The sequence below is a fragment of the Ectobacillus sp. genome (assembly GCF_056992975.1).
This window is the reverse complement of the sequence record NZ_JBXKMX010000005.1, coordinates 1-16,288: the sequence shown is the minus strand read 5'-3', so window position 1 is coordinate 16,288 and position 16,288 is coordinate 1. Positions and strand designations below refer to the sequence as shown.

Annotated in this window: 20 protein-coding genes; 1 reads left to right on the top strand and 19 read right to left on the bottom strand. The window is 42.3% G+C overall.

Annotated features, from left to right (window positions below):
* The 16 genes from AC11ZT_RS00265 to AC11ZT_RS00190 all read right to left on the bottom strand — a co-directional run bounded on the left by AC11ZT_RS00265 (nucleotide 1) and on the right by AC11ZT_RS00190 (nucleotide 13,700).
* A complete protein-coding gene (locus AC11ZT_RS00265) occupies nucleotides 1-402 on the bottom strand; it encodes a F0F1 ATP synthase subunit epsilon (protein WP_484057692.1) in 402 nt (133 codons plus the stop codon).
* Between the two features lie 22 nt (nucleotides 403-424).
* Nucleotides 425-1,837, bottom strand: a complete 1,413-nt coding sequence (atpD, locus tag AC11ZT_RS00260; RefSeq protein WP_484057691.1) for a F0F1 ATP synthase subunit beta — start codon at nucleotides 1,835-1,837, stop codon at nucleotides 425-427.
* Nucleotides 1,838-1,921: 84 nt separating this feature from the next.
* Nucleotides 1,922-2,779: an ATP synthase F1 subunit gamma gene (atpG, locus tag AC11ZT_RS00255; protein WP_484057690.1), complete on the bottom strand. Its 858-nt coding sequence runs from the start codon at nucleotides 2,777-2,779 to the stop codon at nucleotides 1,922-1,924.
* A 114-nt stretch (nucleotides 2,780-2,893) separates the two neighbouring features.
* Nucleotides 2,894-4,402, bottom strand: coding sequence for a F0F1 ATP synthase subunit alpha (gene atpA / locus AC11ZT_RS00250; protein ID WP_484057689.1), 1,509 nt, complete (start codon nucleotides 4,400-4,402; stop codon nucleotides 2,894-2,896).
* Between the two features lie 11 nt (nucleotides 4,403-4,413).
* Nucleotides 4,414-4,953, bottom strand: coding sequence for a F0F1 ATP synthase subunit delta (locus AC11ZT_RS00245; protein ID WP_484057688.1), 540 nt, complete (start codon nucleotides 4,951-4,953; stop codon nucleotides 4,414-4,416).
* On the bottom strand, nucleotides 4,950-5,447 hold the full coding sequence (atpF, locus tag AC11ZT_RS00240; protein WP_379970662.1) for a F0F1 ATP synthase subunit B: 498 nt from the start codon (nucleotides 5,445-5,447) through the stop codon (nucleotides 4,950-4,952). The genes AC11ZT_RS00245 and atpF overlap by 4 nt, the downstream gene beginning before the upstream one ends.
* 118 nt (nucleotides 5,448-5,565) lie before the next feature.
* Entirely contained in the window at nucleotides 5,566-5,778 is a 213-nt protein-coding gene (gene atpE, locus AC11ZT_RS00235; RefSeq protein WP_379970663.1) for a F0F1 ATP synthase subunit C, read from the bottom strand.
* A gap of 49 nt (nucleotides 5,779-5,827) precedes the next feature.
* Complete coding sequence (gene atpB / locus AC11ZT_RS00230; RefSeq protein WP_484057687.1) at nucleotides 5,828-6,550, bottom strand: F0F1 ATP synthase subunit A; 723 nt, start codon at nucleotides 6,548-6,550, stop codon at nucleotides 5,828-5,830.
* Nucleotides 6,551-6,557: 7 nt separating this feature from the next.
* Nucleotides 6,558-6,953, bottom strand: a complete 396-nt coding sequence (locus tag AC11ZT_RS00225) for an ATP synthase subunit I (protein WP_484057686.1) — start codon at nucleotides 6,951-6,953, stop codon at nucleotides 6,558-6,560.
* Nucleotides 6,953-7,177, bottom strand: a complete 225-nt coding sequence (locus AC11ZT_RS00220; RefSeq protein WP_379970666.1) for an AtpZ/AtpI family protein — start codon at nucleotides 7,175-7,177, stop codon at nucleotides 6,953-6,955. Before AC11ZT_RS00220 ends, AC11ZT_RS00225 begins: the two co-directional genes overlap by 1 nt.
* A 270-nt stretch (nucleotides 7,178-7,447) precedes the next feature.
* Nucleotides 7,448-9,610: a S8 family serine peptidase gene (locus tag AC11ZT_RS00215; protein ID WP_484057685.1), complete on the bottom strand. Its 2,163-nt coding sequence runs from the start codon at nucleotides 9,608-9,610 to the stop codon at nucleotides 7,448-7,450.
* A gap of 102 nt (nucleotides 9,611-9,712) precedes the next feature.
* Nucleotides 9,713-10,342, bottom strand: a complete 630-nt coding sequence (gene upp, locus AC11ZT_RS00210) for a uracil phosphoribosyltransferase (RefSeq protein WP_379970669.1) — start codon at nucleotides 10,340-10,342, stop codon at nucleotides 9,713-9,715.
* Nucleotides 10,343-10,476: 134 nt separating this feature from the next.
* Nucleotides 10,477-11,718, bottom strand: a complete 1,242-nt coding sequence (glyA, locus tag AC11ZT_RS00205; RefSeq protein ID WP_484057684.1) for a serine hydroxymethyltransferase — start codon at nucleotides 11,716-11,718, stop codon at nucleotides 10,477-10,479.
* 369 nt (nucleotides 11,719-12,087) lie between these two features.
* A complete protein-coding gene (locus tag AC11ZT_RS00200; RefSeq protein ID WP_484057683.1) occupies nucleotides 12,088-12,663 on the bottom strand; it encodes a TIGR01440 family protein in 576 nt (191 codons plus the stop codon).
* A gap of 92 nt (nucleotides 12,664-12,755) precedes the next feature.
* Nucleotides 12,756-13,199: a ribose 5-phosphate isomerase B gene (gene rpiB, locus AC11ZT_RS00195; RefSeq protein WP_379970672.1), complete on the bottom strand. Its 444-nt coding sequence runs from the start codon at nucleotides 13,197-13,199 to the stop codon at nucleotides 12,756-12,758.
* 57 nt (nucleotides 13,200-13,256) lie between these two features.
* Nucleotides 13,257-13,700, bottom strand: coding sequence for a low molecular weight protein arginine phosphatase (locus AC11ZT_RS00190; protein ID WP_484057682.1), 444 nt, complete (start codon nucleotides 13,698-13,700; stop codon nucleotides 13,257-13,259).
* Nucleotides 13,701-14,265: 565 nt separating this feature from the next.
* Between AC11ZT_RS00190 and AC11ZT_RS00185 the strand changes: the two genes are divergently transcribed.
* Nucleotides 14,266-14,655 carry a DoxX family protein gene (locus AC11ZT_RS00185; protein WP_484057681.1) on the top strand — a complete coding sequence of 130 codons (390 nt, stop codon included), beginning with the start codon at nucleotides 14,266-14,268 and terminating at the stop codon, nucleotides 14,653-14,655.
* Nucleotides 14,656-14,767: 112 nt separating this feature from the next.
* Here the strand turns inward: AC11ZT_RS00185 and AC11ZT_RS00180 are convergent, their stop codons facing one another.
* The 3 genes from AC11ZT_RS00180 to AC11ZT_RS00170 form a co-directional block, all read right to left on the bottom strand.
* A complete protein-coding gene (locus AC11ZT_RS00180; RefSeq protein WP_484057680.1) occupies nucleotides 14,768-14,986 on the bottom strand; it encodes a hypothetical protein in 219 nt (72 codons plus the stop codon).
* 18 nt (nucleotides 14,987-15,004) lie between these two features.
* Complete coding sequence (locus tag AC11ZT_RS00175) at nucleotides 15,005-15,568, bottom strand: manganese efflux pump MntP (RefSeq protein WP_484057679.1); 564 nt, start codon at nucleotides 15,566-15,568, stop codon at nucleotides 15,005-15,007.
* 58 nt (nucleotides 15,569-15,626) lie between these two features.
* Nucleotides 15,627-16,288, bottom strand: a 662-nt coding sequence (locus AC11ZT_RS00170; RefSeq protein ID WP_484057678.1) for an L-threonylcarbamoyladenylate synthase, incomplete at its 5' end; no start/stop codon positions are given.

Here is a 16,288-nt window from a genome sequence, read left to right as displayed (position 1 = left end):
TTATTGCATTTTCGAAACGTTCAGACGGTTGATTGCACGTTGTAAGGCAAGTTCTGCACGTTGGAAGTCCAAGGCAGTTTGCTTGTCTTGCAGGCGACGTTCGGCACGGCGTAGTGCTTCGTTCGCACGAGCAATGTCAATGTGAGAGGCTTCTTCCGCAGATGGCGCAAGAATTGTCACTTTGTCTGGACGAATTTCGATAAATCCGCCTCCAGCTGCTACATAATCCGTTTTGTTACCTCTTTTAAGGCGTATCGGACTAATTTGGAGAGGAGCCACAGTTGTTACGTGACCAGGCAAAATACCCATTTCTCCGCTCACAGCTTTTACGCTGACCATATCTACGTCTTGTTCGTATACCGGTCCGTCAGGAGTTACAATACTGACTTGAATTGTCTTCATGATTCGTCCCTCCTAGACCCTTTTATACTAGAGTTTTTGCTTTCTCAACTACTTCTTCAATGCGACCAACTAGGCGGAAAGCATCTTCTGGAAGATCATCATATTTACCTTCTAAGATCTCTTTAAATCCTTGTACTGTTTCTTTTACAGGAACATAAGAACCCTTTTGACCTGTAAATTGTTCAGCAACGTGGAAGTTTTGAGATAAGAAGAATTGAACACGACGAGCACGGTGTACGACTAGCTTATCATCTTCAGACAATTCATCCATACCTAGAATTGCGATAATATCTTGTAATTCTTTGTAGCGTTGCAATGTTTGTTGGATTTGACGAGCAACTTGATAGTGCTCTTCTCCAACGATTTCAGGTGCTAATGCACGAGAAGTTGAAGCAAGTGGGTCAACCGCAGGGTAAATACCCATTTGAGTTAAACGACGTTCAAGGTTTGTTGTTGCATCTAAGTGAGCAAATGTTGTTGCTGGAGCCGGGTCAGTATAGTCATCGGCAGGTACATATACAGCTTGGATTGAAGTGATTGATCCTTTGTTTGTAGATGTAATACGTTCTTGTAATTGACCCATTTCCGTAGCTAGTGTAGGTTGGTAACCTACTGCTGAAGGCATACGACCTAGTAAGGCAGATACTTCAGAACCAGCTTGTGTAAAGCGGAAGATGTTATCGATGAATAGAAGAACGTCTTGTCCTTGTTCATCACGGAAATATTCAGCCATTGTAAGACCAGTCAATGCTACACGTTGACGAGCACCTGGTGGTTCATTCATTTGTCCGAATACCATTGCTGTTTTCTTAATAACGCCAGAATCGCTCATTTCAAAGTAAAGGTCGTTCCCTTCACGAGTACGTTCCCCTACACCGGCGAATACAGAAATACCACCGTGTTCTTGAGCAATGTTATGAATTAATTCTTGGATTAATACTGTTTTACCTACGCCGGCACCACCGAATAGTCCGACCTTACCACCTTTGATGTAAGGAGCAAGTAAGTCAACTACTTTAATTCCTGTTTCAAGAATTTCAACTTTAGTTGAAAGTTCATCAAACTTAGGAGCTGCACGGTGAATTGGGTCACGGCGAACAGAATCGTCGAGTTTTTCGTCTAAGTCGATGGAGTCACCAAGTACGTTGAATACACGTCCAAGTGTTGCATCCCCAACTGGAACAGAAATTGGTTTACCAGTGTCAACAGCATCCATGCCGCGTACAAGGCCGTCTGTAGAAGACATGGCAACTGTACGAACTGAATCATCACCTAAATGCAATGCAACCTCTAATGTAAGGTCGATTGTTGTTTCATGATCATTTTTAGCTACGTATGATACTTTAAGGGCGTTGTAGATTGCAGGAAGATGTCCGTCTTCGAACTTTACGTCTACAACCGGACCCATTATTGCTGTAATGCGTCCTATACTCATGGGTTTCCCTCCTAATTATATAATCCACGTGTGAGGATAGACATGCCACTAAAGGAGTTAGAAACTCCTTTAGTAAATCTCTACCTATTCGAGTGCAGCTGCACCACCAACGATTTCCGTAATTTCTTGCGTAATCGCTGCTTGACGAGCGCGGTTATATGAAAGTGTAAGTGTTCCAATAATGTCTTTTGCATTGTCTGTTGCACTCTTCATTGCTGTCATACGAGCTGCGTGCTCGCTTGCTTTACCGTCCAGCAAGGCACCGAAAATTAAACTTTCCGCGTATTGTGGCAATAATACTTTAAGAATCTCTTCTTCTGAAGGTTCAAATTCATAAAGCGTTGAAGTCTTGCTTGCTTGTACATCTGTTAAAGGTAAAAGCTTCTTCGATTGTACTTCTTGTTGCATTTTGGTGATGAAATGGTTGAAATAGATATACAATTCATCAAATTCACCAGCGGAGAACTTTTCAACAGAGCTAGTAGCAATTTCCTTAATGTCGGCAAATACCGGTTGATCCGAAATACCAGTAATGTCATCAACGATATTAAAGCCGCGACGTTTTAAATAATCACGACCAACACGACCTAGTGCAATAATGCCATATTGACTAGCATCCATGTTATGACGTTCTTCTATTTCCTTACTAACAACACGTAAAACATTACTGTTATACGCACCAGCTAAACCACGGTCAGACGTAATGACGATATAACCAGTACGTTTAACAGGACGAGATACGAGCATAGGGTGGTTAACACCACTACCACTCGATACATCAGCAATAACCTCTTGAATTTTGTTTACGTAAGGAGCGAATGCTTTTGCATTTTGCTCAGCACGACTTAATTTAGAGGCAGAAACCATTTGCATTGCCTTTGTAATATGACTCGTTTTCTTCGTGGAAGTAATTTTCGATTTAATATCGCGTAAAGATACCACAGGTTCTCACCACCTTTTTGTCCAAAATAGGCATGACGGAAGAATCGACCTGTCCGATATCCTCCCTTTGCTTATCACTTGAAAGCCGGCAAAACAAGGCCGGCCCTCTTTTTATTATTCAGAAACAACGAATGTTTTCTTAAAGTCGTTAATTGCAGATGCCATTGTATCGTCAGCTAATAGCTTTTTCGTCTTAACAAGTTCTGCAAGAACTTCTGGACGGTTAGAATCTAACCAGCTATTCATTTCGCTTTCGAAGCGTTGAATGTCAGATACAGGAATATCATCTAAGAATCCACGTGTTAGTGCATAAAGGATCATAACTTGCTTTTCAACCTTAAGCGGTTTGTGCAAATCTTGCTTTAACACTTCTACTGTACGAGCACCACGGTTTAACTTGTTTTGTGTAGCTTTATCAAGGTCAGAACCGAATTGTGCGAATGCTTCTAGTTCGCGGTAAGAAGCAAGGTCTAGACGAAGTGTACCAGCAACTTTACTCATCGCTTTAATTTGAGCAGCGCCCCCTACACGGGATACAGATGTACCAGCATCGATAGCTGGACGAATACCTGAGAAGAACAAGTCAGATTGCAAGAAGATTTGTCCGTCTGTAATGGAAATTACGTTTGTAGGGATGTATGCAGAAACGTCCCCAGCTTGTGTTTCGATGAAAGGAAGAGCAGTGATAGAACCGCCGCCTTTTGCATCACTTAATTTTGCAGCACGTTCTAGTAAGCGAGAGTGCAAGTAGAAAACATCCCCTGGATATGCTTCACGACCTGGCGGACGACGAAGTAGCAAGGAAAGTTCACGGTATGCAGAAGCTTGCTTCGTTAAATCATCATAGATGATTAGTACGTGCTTGCCATTATACATAAACTCTTCAGCCATAGATACACCAGCATAAGGAGCTAAGAATAGCATTGGAGCTGGTTGAGATGCAGATGCAGTTACAACGATTGTGTATTCTAAAGCACCAAATTTACGAAGTGTTTCTACCACGTTACGAACCGTAGATTCTTTTTGACCGATTGCAACGTAGATACAAATCATATCTTGGTCTTTTTGGTTAATAATCGTATCAAGAGCGATCGCAGTTTTACCAGTTTGACGGTCACCGATGATTAACTCACGTTGTCCACGACCGATTGGTACAAGAGCGTCAATTGCTTTAATACCAGTTTGAAGTGGTTGGTTAACGGACTTACGATCCATTACGCCTGGAGCTTTATTTTCGATTGGACGAGTTTTTGTAGTAGCAATTGGGCCTAAACCGTCTACTGGTTGTCCCAATGGATTTACTACACGACCAATTAATTCTTCCCCAACTGGAACTTGCATGATGCGTCCAGTACGACGAACTTCGTCACCTTCACGAATGCCCGTATATGGTCCAAGAATGATGATACCAACGTTACTTTCTTCCAAGTTTTGCGCTAGTCCAATAACTCCGTTAGAGAACTCAACAAGTTCTCCCGCCATTACGTTATCAAGACCATGAGCACGTGCGATACCATCACCTACTTGGATGACTGTACCAACATCACTAACTTCGATTTCTGACTGATAGTTTTCAATCTGCTGTTTTATCAGTGCACTGATTTCTTCAGCTTTGATGCTCATGCGTTTCACCCCTATCTATTGTTCAAAAGTGTGCGTTCAATACGCGTTAATTTTCCTTTTAAGCTACCATCGTAAATACGGTTGCCGATGCGGACTTTAATGCCGCCAAGCAAACTATCGTCTACAATATTTTGAATACGAATTGCATCTTTTCCGCTCATTTTAGCAAAGCTTTCGGCTACGCCTACTTTTTCTGCTTCTGTTAACGGACGAATAGAGTAAACAAGGGCATCTGCCACATTGCGTTCTTCATTCGCTAATGCGAAGAAAGCATCAGCCATATCGGCAACGATTTCTTCACGATGATTGTCGATCAAAATATATAGTGTGTTTAAAATTTGTTGAGAAACAGAAGCAAAGGCTTGGCTTAGCAAAGCTTTCTTCTTTTCACTAGAAATGTTTGGTTGTTGTAAAAACAAGGCAAGATCACTTGTCTCAAACACTTGCTTAATAGATCGTATTTCTTCTTCGAACGTTTCAAGCAACTGTTGTTCTTTTGCAATTTTAAAAAGAGCGACTGCATAACGTTTGGCAACTAGCTCCATACTCATCGTACTTCTCCTACTTCGTTCATGTAGTCACGAATAAGTTTGGCTTGGTCTTCTTCTTTCAGTTCTTTTTCAATTACTTTAGAAGCAATTAGAACAGATAGAGACGCCACTTGTTCTTGCAATGCAGCAATTGCATGTTCTTTTTCACGCTTAATTTCACTGAGTGCAGCATCTTTAATTGTTTCTGCTTCTGCCTTCGCAGCAACAACTATGCCTTCTCTTTGTTCTTCCGCTTGCTTTTTCGCTCTTTCGATTAACTCCTGTGCTTCTATTTTCGACTGCTTCATGAACTCACGTTGTTCTGCAACCAATTTCTTGGATTCAGAATTGTTTTGTTCAGCAGCTTCAAGTTCGCTCGCAATATGTTCTTCACGTTGTTTCATAATGTTCATCAACGGACCGAAAGCATATTTACGAAGCAATGCTAATAGAATTAGGAAAATTACCAATTGATATATCATCGTTCCATACGGAATGGCAGCCCCTAAAAGCATTAGGATTCACTCCCTTCAATAGTTTCGCCTACAAAAAAAGACTGAATTTTTTCATCATAAAGCAATGGCGAAGAAGTTCCAAAAACGATCTTCGCCATTTATTGGTTGGGAATATCCCTTATTTGTTAAGAACCATAAATGCGATAACTACTGCGATGATTGGAAGGGCTTCAACTAATGCAACCCCGATGAACATGATTGTTTGAAGAACCCCACGTAATTCTGGTTGACGAGCAGTACCCTCAACTGTACGAGATACGATTAAACCGTTACCGATACCAGCACCAAGTGCCGCTAGACCAATTGCAATTGCAGCTGCGATTAAATTCATTTTAAATGTCCTCCTTTTAAATTATAAATATATAATGTAATGCAATTTATTAATGTTCATGACTGATTTTATGAGCCATATACACCATAGTTAACATTGTGAAAATGAACGCTTGGATGGAGCCTACAAAAATACTGAAACCTTGCCATGCAAGCATTGCTACACCGCCACCCACAGCTCCTAACACACTGCTTGTACCTAATCCCGCTAATAACGTTAACAAAATTTCACCTGCGTAAATGTTACCGAATAGCCGAAGACCAAGAGTTAGTGTGTTTGCGAACTCTTCAATTATTTTTAAAGGTAGTAGCCACCAAATTGGTTGCAAGAACGTATCTTTTAAATATTGACGAGTTCCCTTCAACTTTATTCCATAAAAATGAGTGAGGGTAACTACCATCACGGCTAATGTAAGCGTAATAGCTGGGTCAGATGTTGGGGATTTCCACCATGTAACCGTTTCTTCTCCTCCATGAACTGAAACCAAAAATGGTAGTCCGAGCATGTTGGCAACAAAGATATACATGATTAAAGTGACCCCTAACGTTAAGAAGCGGCCTCCTGTTTGCCAATCCATATTGCTATTAATGATACTCTTTACAAAGTCAAAAACCCACTCCATAAAATTCTGAATACCTGTTGGGCGGAGAGCCAATGTGCGTGTAGCCAATACAGCGATCAAGAACACAATAAGTGCTGCAACAGTTGTCATTAAAACGCTGGACAAGTCAAACGTTAAGCCCAAAAACTCAACTAATTTACCGTGTTCCACTAGTAATTCACCTCTCTTCCCTGCCGGTATACTGTAAGTATAAAAAATCTATGATCATGACAAGATACCCCGTCAATAATCCAAGTCCGATGGCCCACGCTTCTACTAAATCTTTATAACGAAAGGCAAAGATGATTAGTAATCCAATCGTTGCTAAGCGTGAGTATGTACTAACTGCAGTTGCTTTAAAGCGCACTTTTGTATCGCCTTTTACAACCCTGTCAAGTAACTTGTCCGTCTTAAACGCAACAAGACGCAGGCTTAAAAAGCCCACAATTGAGCCTATCATCAGTCCAATAAAGGCCTTATGATACGGCGTGACCCCATAGCCTAAAACGAAAACAGCTAGAGTGTAAAATAAATATTTTGTTTGTCTGCGAACAAGCACATGCATATCAACCATTATTCGTCTCCTGCGTAAAATTGTGAAATGAGTTTCGTCATTGCGTACACACCTGCCCCTAAACCGAGTAACAACCCGATAATAAGGAATAATGGAAATGTACCGAACAAACTGTCGAGCCATTTACCGCCGAAAATTCCCACTAAAATGGATCCCGCAAGTGAAGAAAGAACACCAGTCATAAGAGCATAAGCTTTCATCGGATTTTTATTATTTCCTTGCAAGCGTTCATCCCTCCAGACGGATATGAGGAAATCATGTGGAAGCAAATGCGTTGAGATAATCGTAACTCATTTTTCGGGAGAATAGTTGAAAAAAATCGAATCTTTATGGTTTCTGTCAAAAAACAGTCAAAAACATGTCACTGTAAGCCCTATCATTTATCCCATTGTTAGCATACAATAGTGTGTTTAATAGTGTCAACGACTAAAAGCAAAAAAACAAAAAAACTTAATGCCCATATATTACCCAATTTTCGTATTTATTACACAATTCTAAAAGTTAAGAGTCCTCTCTATTGTATCTTCTTTCCTACCTTTTTTAGCAAATATAAGAGCTTTGTATGTCCCTTTTATCTGCTCTTTTACAACTAAGACACGATGTTGCATCCCTTTTGTCACATTTTGACGGAATTCAATAAAATCCACATAATGAAATGTGACAGGATTATACAAAACAATTCCCATCTCATCAGCGCCGCCTGGCAAATACATACTATATTTATACGTATTCGGTGCATCGCCCTTTGCAAATTGAAATCCCATAATGCGCGGATAGTTCGGCTCTTCTACAAAAAACATATATGGCACTGTTATGCGATGTTCTCCCGCCGTCACATGTACATAGCCTTCATGCAATCCCTTTTCTAAAAAAGAGGGAGTAAGCAAGGCTTCTATCATCACTTGCTTTGTTTCATGAGGCTTTACATACAAAGTATGCGGCATTTTCCATTGTATGCCTGAGATAAAGGACGGTGTAGAAAAGGTAACCCTCTGTTCCTTCTCACTTACATTATCGATTGTTACCATCTGTTTACGCGATACCGGGCTATTTTTTTTCAAAACGAGTCCAAGCGGAATCGAAGCCGGATAGAGGAGGGTTTCCATATCGAGCGCTGCCCCGAGCTGTATGCGACCGGCACCTTGCTCATACACATGGTACAAGGCATCGTTTTTATAAAGGAGCTTCGCACTATTCATAAGCGCAGCCTTAATCTGCTCTGGCTTCCAAGTAGGATGAGCCTGCTTTAGAAGTGCAGCAGCACCTGCCACATGCGGAGCAGCCATGCTCGTACCGGCTTGTGCTCCGTAACCGCCCGGGATCGTGCTTGTAATGCCGACACCCGGCGCAACGACGTCAGGTTTAATGCCCCACGTCACCGTAACAGGGCCTCGTGAGCTAAACGGGGCAATCGTATCCTTTTCCTTTTTCACGGTCATACGAATCAAAGGAGAGGGCTGACGACGCAACCACTTCCCGTCATCGCCGGAAATGGCTGCGCATGGAATGTGCGCACCTTTTACTACTCCGAAAAACAAATCCGGCGCGTTGTTGTAAATGAGTACGGCCGAAGCCCCTGCTTCCTCGGCGTGTTTCACTTTTTCCGAAAACGTTAGATCCCCGCGTTCAACAAGAACAACCTTTCCTGCTACATGCTTCATATCCTCTTTTTTCCCCATACCCGCATAGACAAAGCTAGCTTGCTGCAATGACCACGGCGGAGATCCCTCAAATAAACCGAGCCGCACCTCTCTCCCACTTGTTTTTAAATAAGGGATGGAGATTTCCGAGGTAGAGGCTCCGACTGAAATGGAATCCTCCGCTGCACCTGGGGAGCCGACTGTCCATAAGGCAGGGCCTGAATTACCGGAAGCAGTAACGGCCACAATCCCACGCTGCGTAGCGCGGTTTAAAGCCCTGCTCGTCGGCCAGTCCGGACCGTTCACATCATTGCCGAGCGATAGATTTAATATATCCACCTTATCCTCTATTGCTTTTTCAATCGCAGCAAGTACCGTTTCCGTCGAGCCACGTCCCCCTGGACCAAGCGCCCGGTACGCATAAATCTCGGCATCTGGCGCAACGCCTCGGAACCTTCCATTTGCAGCAATGATGCCAGCCACATGCGAGCCGTGCGAGGTCGCCCCCTTACTTGTCGCCTCCATCGGGTCATTATCCCCGTCAATGGCATCAAACCCACCCTTATAATTTCGGCGCAAATCAGGATGAGTGTAGTCAATACCGGTATCAATAATGCCAATCCTCACACCTTTTCCCGTAAGCCGGGCCCCGGTAGAATCAAAGTAGGAGCGCGCCTCATGTCCGCCAATAAACGGAACGCTTTCGCTTACACCCATCGTATAAGTCGACGCAGGGGTCACGCGAATGACCCCGGGAATCTTTTGCAGTCCTGCTGCAGCACTGCGTTTTCCCCGTACACTCATTCCGGACATGGCCGTTTTGTAAATGTGCCGTACCGTAACATCTGGATATTGTTTTTGAATCATTTGCTCTACCGCCTCTACTTTAGACGGCTCCACTTCCAAAATGGAAATCTCCCATTCATCCAAATAGTGAAGCGGAACAGATGGCCGCTCTGGAAACGACTGAGCACCAGATACAAATACACACAGTAGCATAATACCAATACGAAACATAGATATCCCTCCCACTTCGTAGCTTTTGCAAAGAGGGAGGAGATATGCAGGAAATAAAAAAAGCGTGCTTTGAAAAATAATTTTCAAAGCACGCCCTTACCTTTATTTTGTTCCGAATAAACGGTCTCCTGCGTCTCCTAAGCCTGGAACGATGTAGCCATGATCATTTAACTTTTCATCCAGTGCGGCAACGTAGATGTCAACGTCAGGATGCTGAGTTTGTACAAACTCTACACCAACTGGGGCAGCGCAAATACACATCAGTTTAATATTCTTTGCTCCGCGTTTTTTCAACGAATTGATAGCCTCTGATGCAGAACCACCTGTTGCAAGCATCGGATCGACTACGATGAAATCACGTTCGTTTATATCGGATGGAAGTTTTACATAATATTCAACCGGTTGCAATGTTTCAGGGTCACGATATAGACCAATGTGACCGACTTTAGCAGCGGGAATCAATTTTAAAACGCCGTCCACCATACCAAGACCTGCACGAAGAATTGGGATGATTCCTAATTTTTTACCAGAAAGTACCTTTGTCTTTGCTACACTTACCGGTGTTTCAATTTCAATTTCTTCAAGCGGCAGGTCGCGTGTAATTTCAAAAGCCATTAAGCTTGCTACTTCATCTACTAATTCACGGAATTCTTTCGTACCCGTATTCTTATCGCGGATATATGTTAGCTTATGTTGAATTAAAGGATGATCAAATACATATAGTTTTCCCATGGAACTCTCTCCTTTGAATGGGGTTAAAATTGCACCATTTACGATTGTATAGAAAACGGAATTATTATTCAAGGGCTAATACACAAAAAGGACCGTTACAAGTATATTGTAACGGTCCTTTCGTATTTATTCTTTTACAATTCTTTGTACATTGGGAAACGATCTGTAAGAGTTTGAACGCGTTGCTTCGCTTCTGCTAATGCTGCTTCACTTTCATGATTTTTCAATGTGAAAGCAATAAGGGATGCAATTTCATCCATTTCTTCAAGACCAAAGCCGCGAGTCGTAACTGCTGCTGTACCGATGCGGATACCGCTTGTTACGAACGGGCTTGCTGGATCGTAAGGAATCGTATTTTTGTTAACCGTAATGCCGACTTCATCAAGAACATGTTCAGCAAGTTTACCTGTGATATCAAGGTTACGAACGTCGATAAGTAGTAAATGGTTGTCCGTTCCGCCAGAAACAAGTGTTATGCCTTCTTTTTGTAAGCCTTCAGCTAGACGCTGTGCATTTGCAATGATGTTTGCTGCATATTCTTTAAATTCATCTTGAAGTGCTTCGCCAAATGCAACGGCTTTCCCTGCGATAACGTGCATAAGCGGACCACCTTGAATACCAGGGAAGATTGATTTATCAATTTTCTTACCGAACTCTTCGCTAGTCAAAATCATACCGCCGCGAGGTCCGCGTAATGTTTTATGTGTTGTCGTTGTAACAAAGTGTGCGTAAGGGACTGGACTTGGGTGTAATCCTGCTGCTACAAGGCCTGCGATGTGTGCCATATCGACCATAAGATATGCGCCTACGCTATCAGCAATTTCACGGAATTTCTTGAAGTCAATCACACGTGGGTATGCGCTTGCTCCGGCTACGATAAGCTTTGGCTTATGTTCTTTAGCCTTTGCTAGTACATCGTCATAGTCAATATATTGCGTTTCTTCGTCTACGCCGTATTCAACGAAGTTATATTGCACACCACTAAAGTTAACGGGACTACCGTGCGTTAAGTGGCCGCCGTGAGATAAATTCATACCAAGAACCGTATCGCCAGCATTTAGAATCGTGAAGTAAACTGCCATGTTTGCTTGAGCACCAGAGTGTGGTTGAACGTTAACATGCTCTGCGCCGAAGATTTCTTTCGCGCGATCTCTTGCAATATCTTCAACAATGTCAACATATTCGCAACCGCCGTAATAACGTTTGCCTGGATAGCCTTCTGCATATTTGTTTGTTAAAACAGAACCTTGTGCTTCCATAACCGCTTCGCTTACGAAGTTTTCAGACGCAATCAATTCTATTTTCGAACGTTGTCTCCCTAATTCTAATTGAATTGCTTCATACACCTTTTCATCTTGCAGCTTAACATGATTCATGTGAATCCCCCTTTTTTCTTGACGAACTACGTTGCACAGCTTTGAAACATTGGCATTTATATAGAAAATACGAATGTTGTTTTAGTAATTCGTTCTAATATTCACGTTTTGGTCATCTACATTCTAACATGACTTGTGACAAGGTAAAAGAAAAAATCGAGAATTAACAGAAAAATGATACATTTTTCTGTTAAACATTATTTTTCCATCGAAATGACTCCGAATTTAGGTTTGGAATCTCTGGGGTTGGATCGCATTTTATCAAGTTTCGATCGCATCTCACCGGTTTCGGACCGAATCCGCACTTTTTCCGATCCTCATAAAAAAAGAGAATAACAAAAGGGATTTCTCCCTCTTGCTATTCTCTCCTTATTTTGTGCTCATTACCGACTCATTATCCACTGCATAAACAGCTCTGGCACCGCCGATTAACTTTGGTCTTGTTTTCGCCATAGTGACATGGGCTTGACCGATTTCTTTGATACTTGTTCGTACCGGAACGGGCACATGCTTAAGGTGCATGCCGATAAAGGTATCACCAATGTCGATGCCGCCGTCTGCTTTTATAAATTCGACCACAACGGGATCGTTCATATGATGATAAGCAAAAGTCGACAAAGCGCCTCCTGCTGATCGTACCGGAATCACGGATACCATTTCAAATCCACGACGCTCTGCCGCTGTGCGCTCAATTGTAAGAGCTCGGTTTATATGTTCGCAGCCTTGAAAAGCCAGCATAACGCCTGTTTCCTCTTGGAACTGCTTTAATTCGGCATAAATTGTCTCTGCTACAGCCATCGTTCCCGCTGTTCCAATTCTCTCACCAATTACTTCACTCGTACTGCATCCAACAACAAAAAGATCGCCTTCCCGTAAGTGAGCCTGCTCTTGATAATCAGTAAGTGCTGTGTGTAATTGTTGTTTCCATATTGCTAACTCATCCATCACGATTTTCTTCCTTTCGTGGGTTTGGGGTTCATTATAGCATGCTTGTACTCGGCAAAAAATAAGAATCTTTCTCGTTTTTTCAACAAAAATTACTCTGCTTCGTATTGCCCAATCTTGCCTACTCTTCGTTCATGACGTCCGCCTTCATATTCCGTTGTTAACCAAAGACGTGCAATTTCTCTTGCAAGACCAGGGCCAATAACACGTTCGCCCATTGTTAAAATATTGCTATTGTTATGCTGACGTGTTGCCTTCGCACTAAACATATCATGCACAAGCGCCGCGCGAATTCCTTTTACTTTATTCGCAGCAATCGACATACCGATTCCAGTTCCGCAAATTAAAATGCCGCGATCATATTCCCCGCTTGCAACCTTCTCTGCTGCCGGAAATGCAAAATCAGGATAATCAACTGAGCCTGCTTCACATTCACAGCCTAAATCTGTATATTGTATTCCCATTTCTTCTAATAAACTAACAACTTCCTTACGAATATTAATACCACCATGGTCTGATGCTACGATTACTTTCATATGTTGTCCCTCCAATAACTGATTTCCAATCTATTATTATACACGAAACGTTACCCTTTACGAATGTTCCTGCTCTAGTTTTTCAATAAAACGTTGAATGAGAATTTCCAGTTCATCTAGCGTCTGTTTATAAACGGAAAGCGAACCACCATATGGATCCGTTATATCGCGTTTTGATTCCCCAGCCGCTTCATATAATGTAATAATTTTTTTGCTTAAATGAGGATAAAAAATGAGGATATTTTCACGGTGGCTTTCCGTCATCGTTACGATCCAATCTGCCCAGTCCAACAATTCCTCCGTTACCTGCTGTGAACGATGATTCACTGCAATTCCCTTATTCTCTAATGCGTGCTTTGCATGCGTCGATGCATCGCTCCCCGCCTCTGCAAACAACCCCGCTGATTGTACTTCATAGGATTCTTTTGCATAATGGCGAAAGATTGCTTCTGCCATTGGACTGCGACACGTATTCCCCGTACAAACAAATAGGATGTTCATATCATCCGCCCCCTTACGCATGTAGTTTAACCAAGCATATACTTCTATCATACTGCAACAGGGGATAACTTGGTAACGGAATATCCGAAAAACCAGCAAATTAGGTATCAATCCAAAGATCCACGAACCTAACATCTCCTCACATTTATTAGAATGATCTTTATTTACGATGAAATTGACAAAAAAAGCCACGCATTTTCCGTACAAAATGCGTGGCTTTTATGTCATGTCCTAGTTTCCAAGTACAAAGCTATCGTACCGAATCCATGTAAAGACTTATTACCATTTTATTTGTTTTTTTGTAAAATTAGAAATCAAATAGGTTGCCTCTTATTCATTCCATAGTAATTCATATATCGCCCTCCTGCATGAATATAATAAATAGTAACAACTATATTTAATACAACGAAACATTTTATATTGTATTTTCCTGATCAGTACATCTTTAAACAATCTACTCAATTTATAAAAAATATTTAATAAGTCGCTTGACAAAAGTAAGTTACTGAATTATGATAGCTTATGTAAAGTAAGTTAATAAATTATTTCAGGAGGAATACAAATTATGTTAGACTTAGGACTTTTAATTATTCGTTTAATCATCGGACTTCTTTTCATTGGTCACGGCGCGCAAAAACTTTTCGGTATGTTTGGTGGCTACGGCTTAAAAGGAACGGGTGGCTGGTTAGAATCAATCGGAGTAAAACCAGGAGTATTCATGGCATTTATGGCTGGAGCTTCTGAATTCGTTGGAGGACTTTTATTCGCTGCAGGTGTACTTACTTGGGTAGGCGCTATTCTTATTATCATCACAATGGTTATAGCTATTGCTACGGTTCATGGTAAAAACGGTCTTTGGGCTACAGCAAACGGTTTTGAATACAATCTTGTATTAATCGCCGTAGCAGTTGGCGTTGCATTATCAGGTCCTGGAGCATATGTTCTATTTAAATAATAATACTCTCTAACGAAACAAGCACGGCCTAGGCCGTGCTTGTTTTTTTATGTCAGTTTTTCAGCGCATGCCAAACGGCAGCGACTCCTAACATAGTTCCCCAAAACATACGCTAAAACGGCAGCGAAATCGGACCGAGCCTGTTCTTCCCCGCATGATTCCCTTGCGAATCGGATTTACGGGCTTCAATCGGTCCCTTTGATTCCTCTGAATCCAAAATAATCGGACTTCCGGGCTTCAATCGGCCGCCGTTAATTCCACCATTCCCGCCTTTATCCGGTTCCTTCTTTCCTCGACCCCGCCAACCCCACAAAAAAAAAGCGAAGTCCAAACGCTCTCTTCGCTTTTTTCATATAGGAAATAATAACTTCAAGCCAAATCCAATGAGGATAGTTGCACCGAGCACTTGTCCGTAAGTCCCGAGCATTTTCTCTGCGTGGCGACCCAAAATAAGCCCTGCCCAGGTGAGGAGTGCGCTGACAAGTCCAAAAATAACAATGGTTGCCACTGTACGTGCTCCGTATATGCCAAGGCTTAACCCGACAGAAAAGCTGTCTAAACTGACGCCAAAGGCAAATACATATAATCCAAGTCCAGTCGCCTGTATGGATCGCTCTTCGTTTCCTTTCAAAAATGAAGAGTACAGAATGTGAAATCCAAGACCGAGTAAGAGTACGCCTCCTACTATCATAGCCAGCGATCCGAATTTTTCTGATAAGAGACGGCCGATTACGATTCCTAAAAGTGGCATAATAACGTGAAACAAACCAATAATCATGCCTATGTATAAGATTTGCCCCCATCTCAATCGGGTCATTCCCATTCCTAGGCTTACCGAAAAAGCATCTAGCCCGAGGGCAAATGCCATAATAACGAGTGTTACCAGCTCCCCGATGATATGTTCTATGCCCATATGCTCCCTCCTTGGACTCGCTACTTAAACATATGCACGTCCTAAGGAGGATAGAAGCTTATTTTTCAACGATGATATGATGGCCAGCTGCTTTCGTTAACCGGTTCATGATTGCATTGCCCAATCCTTCTCTCGGAAAGGATTCACTATAAATCACATCTACCTCAACCTCATCAAACTTTCGCAGCGTATCATATAAATGGGCGGCAACTGTCGCAAGATTTGCCCGTTTGCCGCATACGAGTACTTGATCCGCTTGGTAGAAGTCCGCATTTTCCTCTGTTGTTAAAATGCCAACCTTTTTCCCTTCTTGCTTCGATGCAAGCTGCTGCACATATTCGCGCGAGCCTTCAACGATAGTGAGCGGAGATTTCGGTGCATAGTGCTTGTACTTCATACCGGGTGCCTTTGGTTTTTGCGATTGATCCTGAAGCCCTTTATCCAGCAGCACCGGGCCAATTACTTCCTCTAGTTGCTCCCTTGTTATACCGCCTGGACGTAAAATGGTAGGAACTTCACTTGTAATATCAAGTACTGTTGATTCCACTCCGACGCCGGTCGCACCGCCGTCAACAATACCGGCAATTTTCCCATTTAAATCCGTACTAACATGAGAAGCCAACGTTGGGCTCGGGCGTCCCGACACATTTGCACTTGGTGCTGCGATAGGAACATGGGCCATTTTCAGTAGCGCATGTGCGACAGGATGATCCGGCATAC

What these genes read in the sequence shown, in the direction of transcription:
- rpiB (WP_379970672.1), bottom strand. Translation starts at nt 13,199, where the DNA reads ATGAAAGTAATCGTAGCATCAGACCATGGTGGTATTAATATTCGTAAG.
- atpA (WP_484057689.1), bottom strand. Translation starts at nt 4,402, where the DNA reads ATGAGCATCAAAGCTGAAGAAATCAGTGCACTGATAAAACAGCAGATT.
- AC11ZT_RS00200 (WP_484057683.1), bottom strand. Translation starts at nt 12,663, where the DNA reads ATGGATGAGTTAGCAATATGGAAACAACAATTACACACAGCACTTACT.
- AC11ZT_RS00175 (WP_484057679.1), bottom strand. Translation starts at nt 15,568, where the DNA reads ATGGGCATAGAACATATCATCGGGGAGCTGGTAACACTCGTTATTATG.
- glyA (WP_484057684.1), bottom strand. Translation starts at nt 11,718, where the DNA reads ATGAATCATGTTAAGCTGCAAGATGAAAAGGTGTATGAAGCAATTCAA.
- AC11ZT_RS00215 (WP_484057685.1), bottom strand. Translation starts at nt 9,610, where the DNA reads ATGTTTCGTATTGGTATTATGCTACTGTGTGTATTTGTATCTGGTGCT.
- AC11ZT_RS00225 (WP_484057686.1), bottom strand. Translation starts at nt 6,953, where the DNA reads ATGGTTGATATGCATGTGCTTGTTCGCAGACAAACAAAATATTTATTT.
- atpF (WP_379970662.1), bottom strand. Translation starts at nt 5,447, where the DNA reads ATGCTTTTAGGGGCTGCCATTCCGTATGGAACGATGATATATCAATTG.
- AC11ZT_RS00265 (WP_484057692.1), bottom strand. Translation starts at nt 402, where the DNA reads ATGAAGACAATTCAAGTCAGTATTGTAACTCCTGACGGACCGGTATAC.
- atpE (WP_379970663.1), bottom strand. Translation starts at nt 5,778, where the DNA reads ATGAATTTAATCGCAGCTGCAATTGCAATTGGTCTAGCGGCACTTGGT.
- AC11ZT_RS00245 (WP_484057688.1), bottom strand. Translation starts at nt 4,953, where the DNA reads ATGAGTATGGAGCTAGTTGCCAAACGTTATGCAGTCGCTCTTTTTAAA.
- upp (WP_379970669.1), bottom strand. Translation starts at nt 10,342, where the DNA reads ATGGGAAAACTATATGTATTTGATCATCCTTTAATTCAACATAAGCTA.
- AC11ZT_RS00190 (WP_484057682.1), bottom strand. Translation starts at nt 13,700, where the DNA reads ATGAACATCCTATTTGTTTGTACGGGGAATACGTGTCGCAGTCCAATG.
- atpD (WP_484057691.1), bottom strand. Translation starts at nt 1,837, where the DNA reads ATGAGTATAGGACGCATTACAGCAATAATGGGTCCGGTTGTAGACGTA.
- AC11ZT_RS00185 (WP_484057681.1), top strand. Translation starts at nt 14,266, where the DNA reads ATGTTAGACTTAGGACTTTTAATTATTCGTTTAATCATCGGACTTCTT.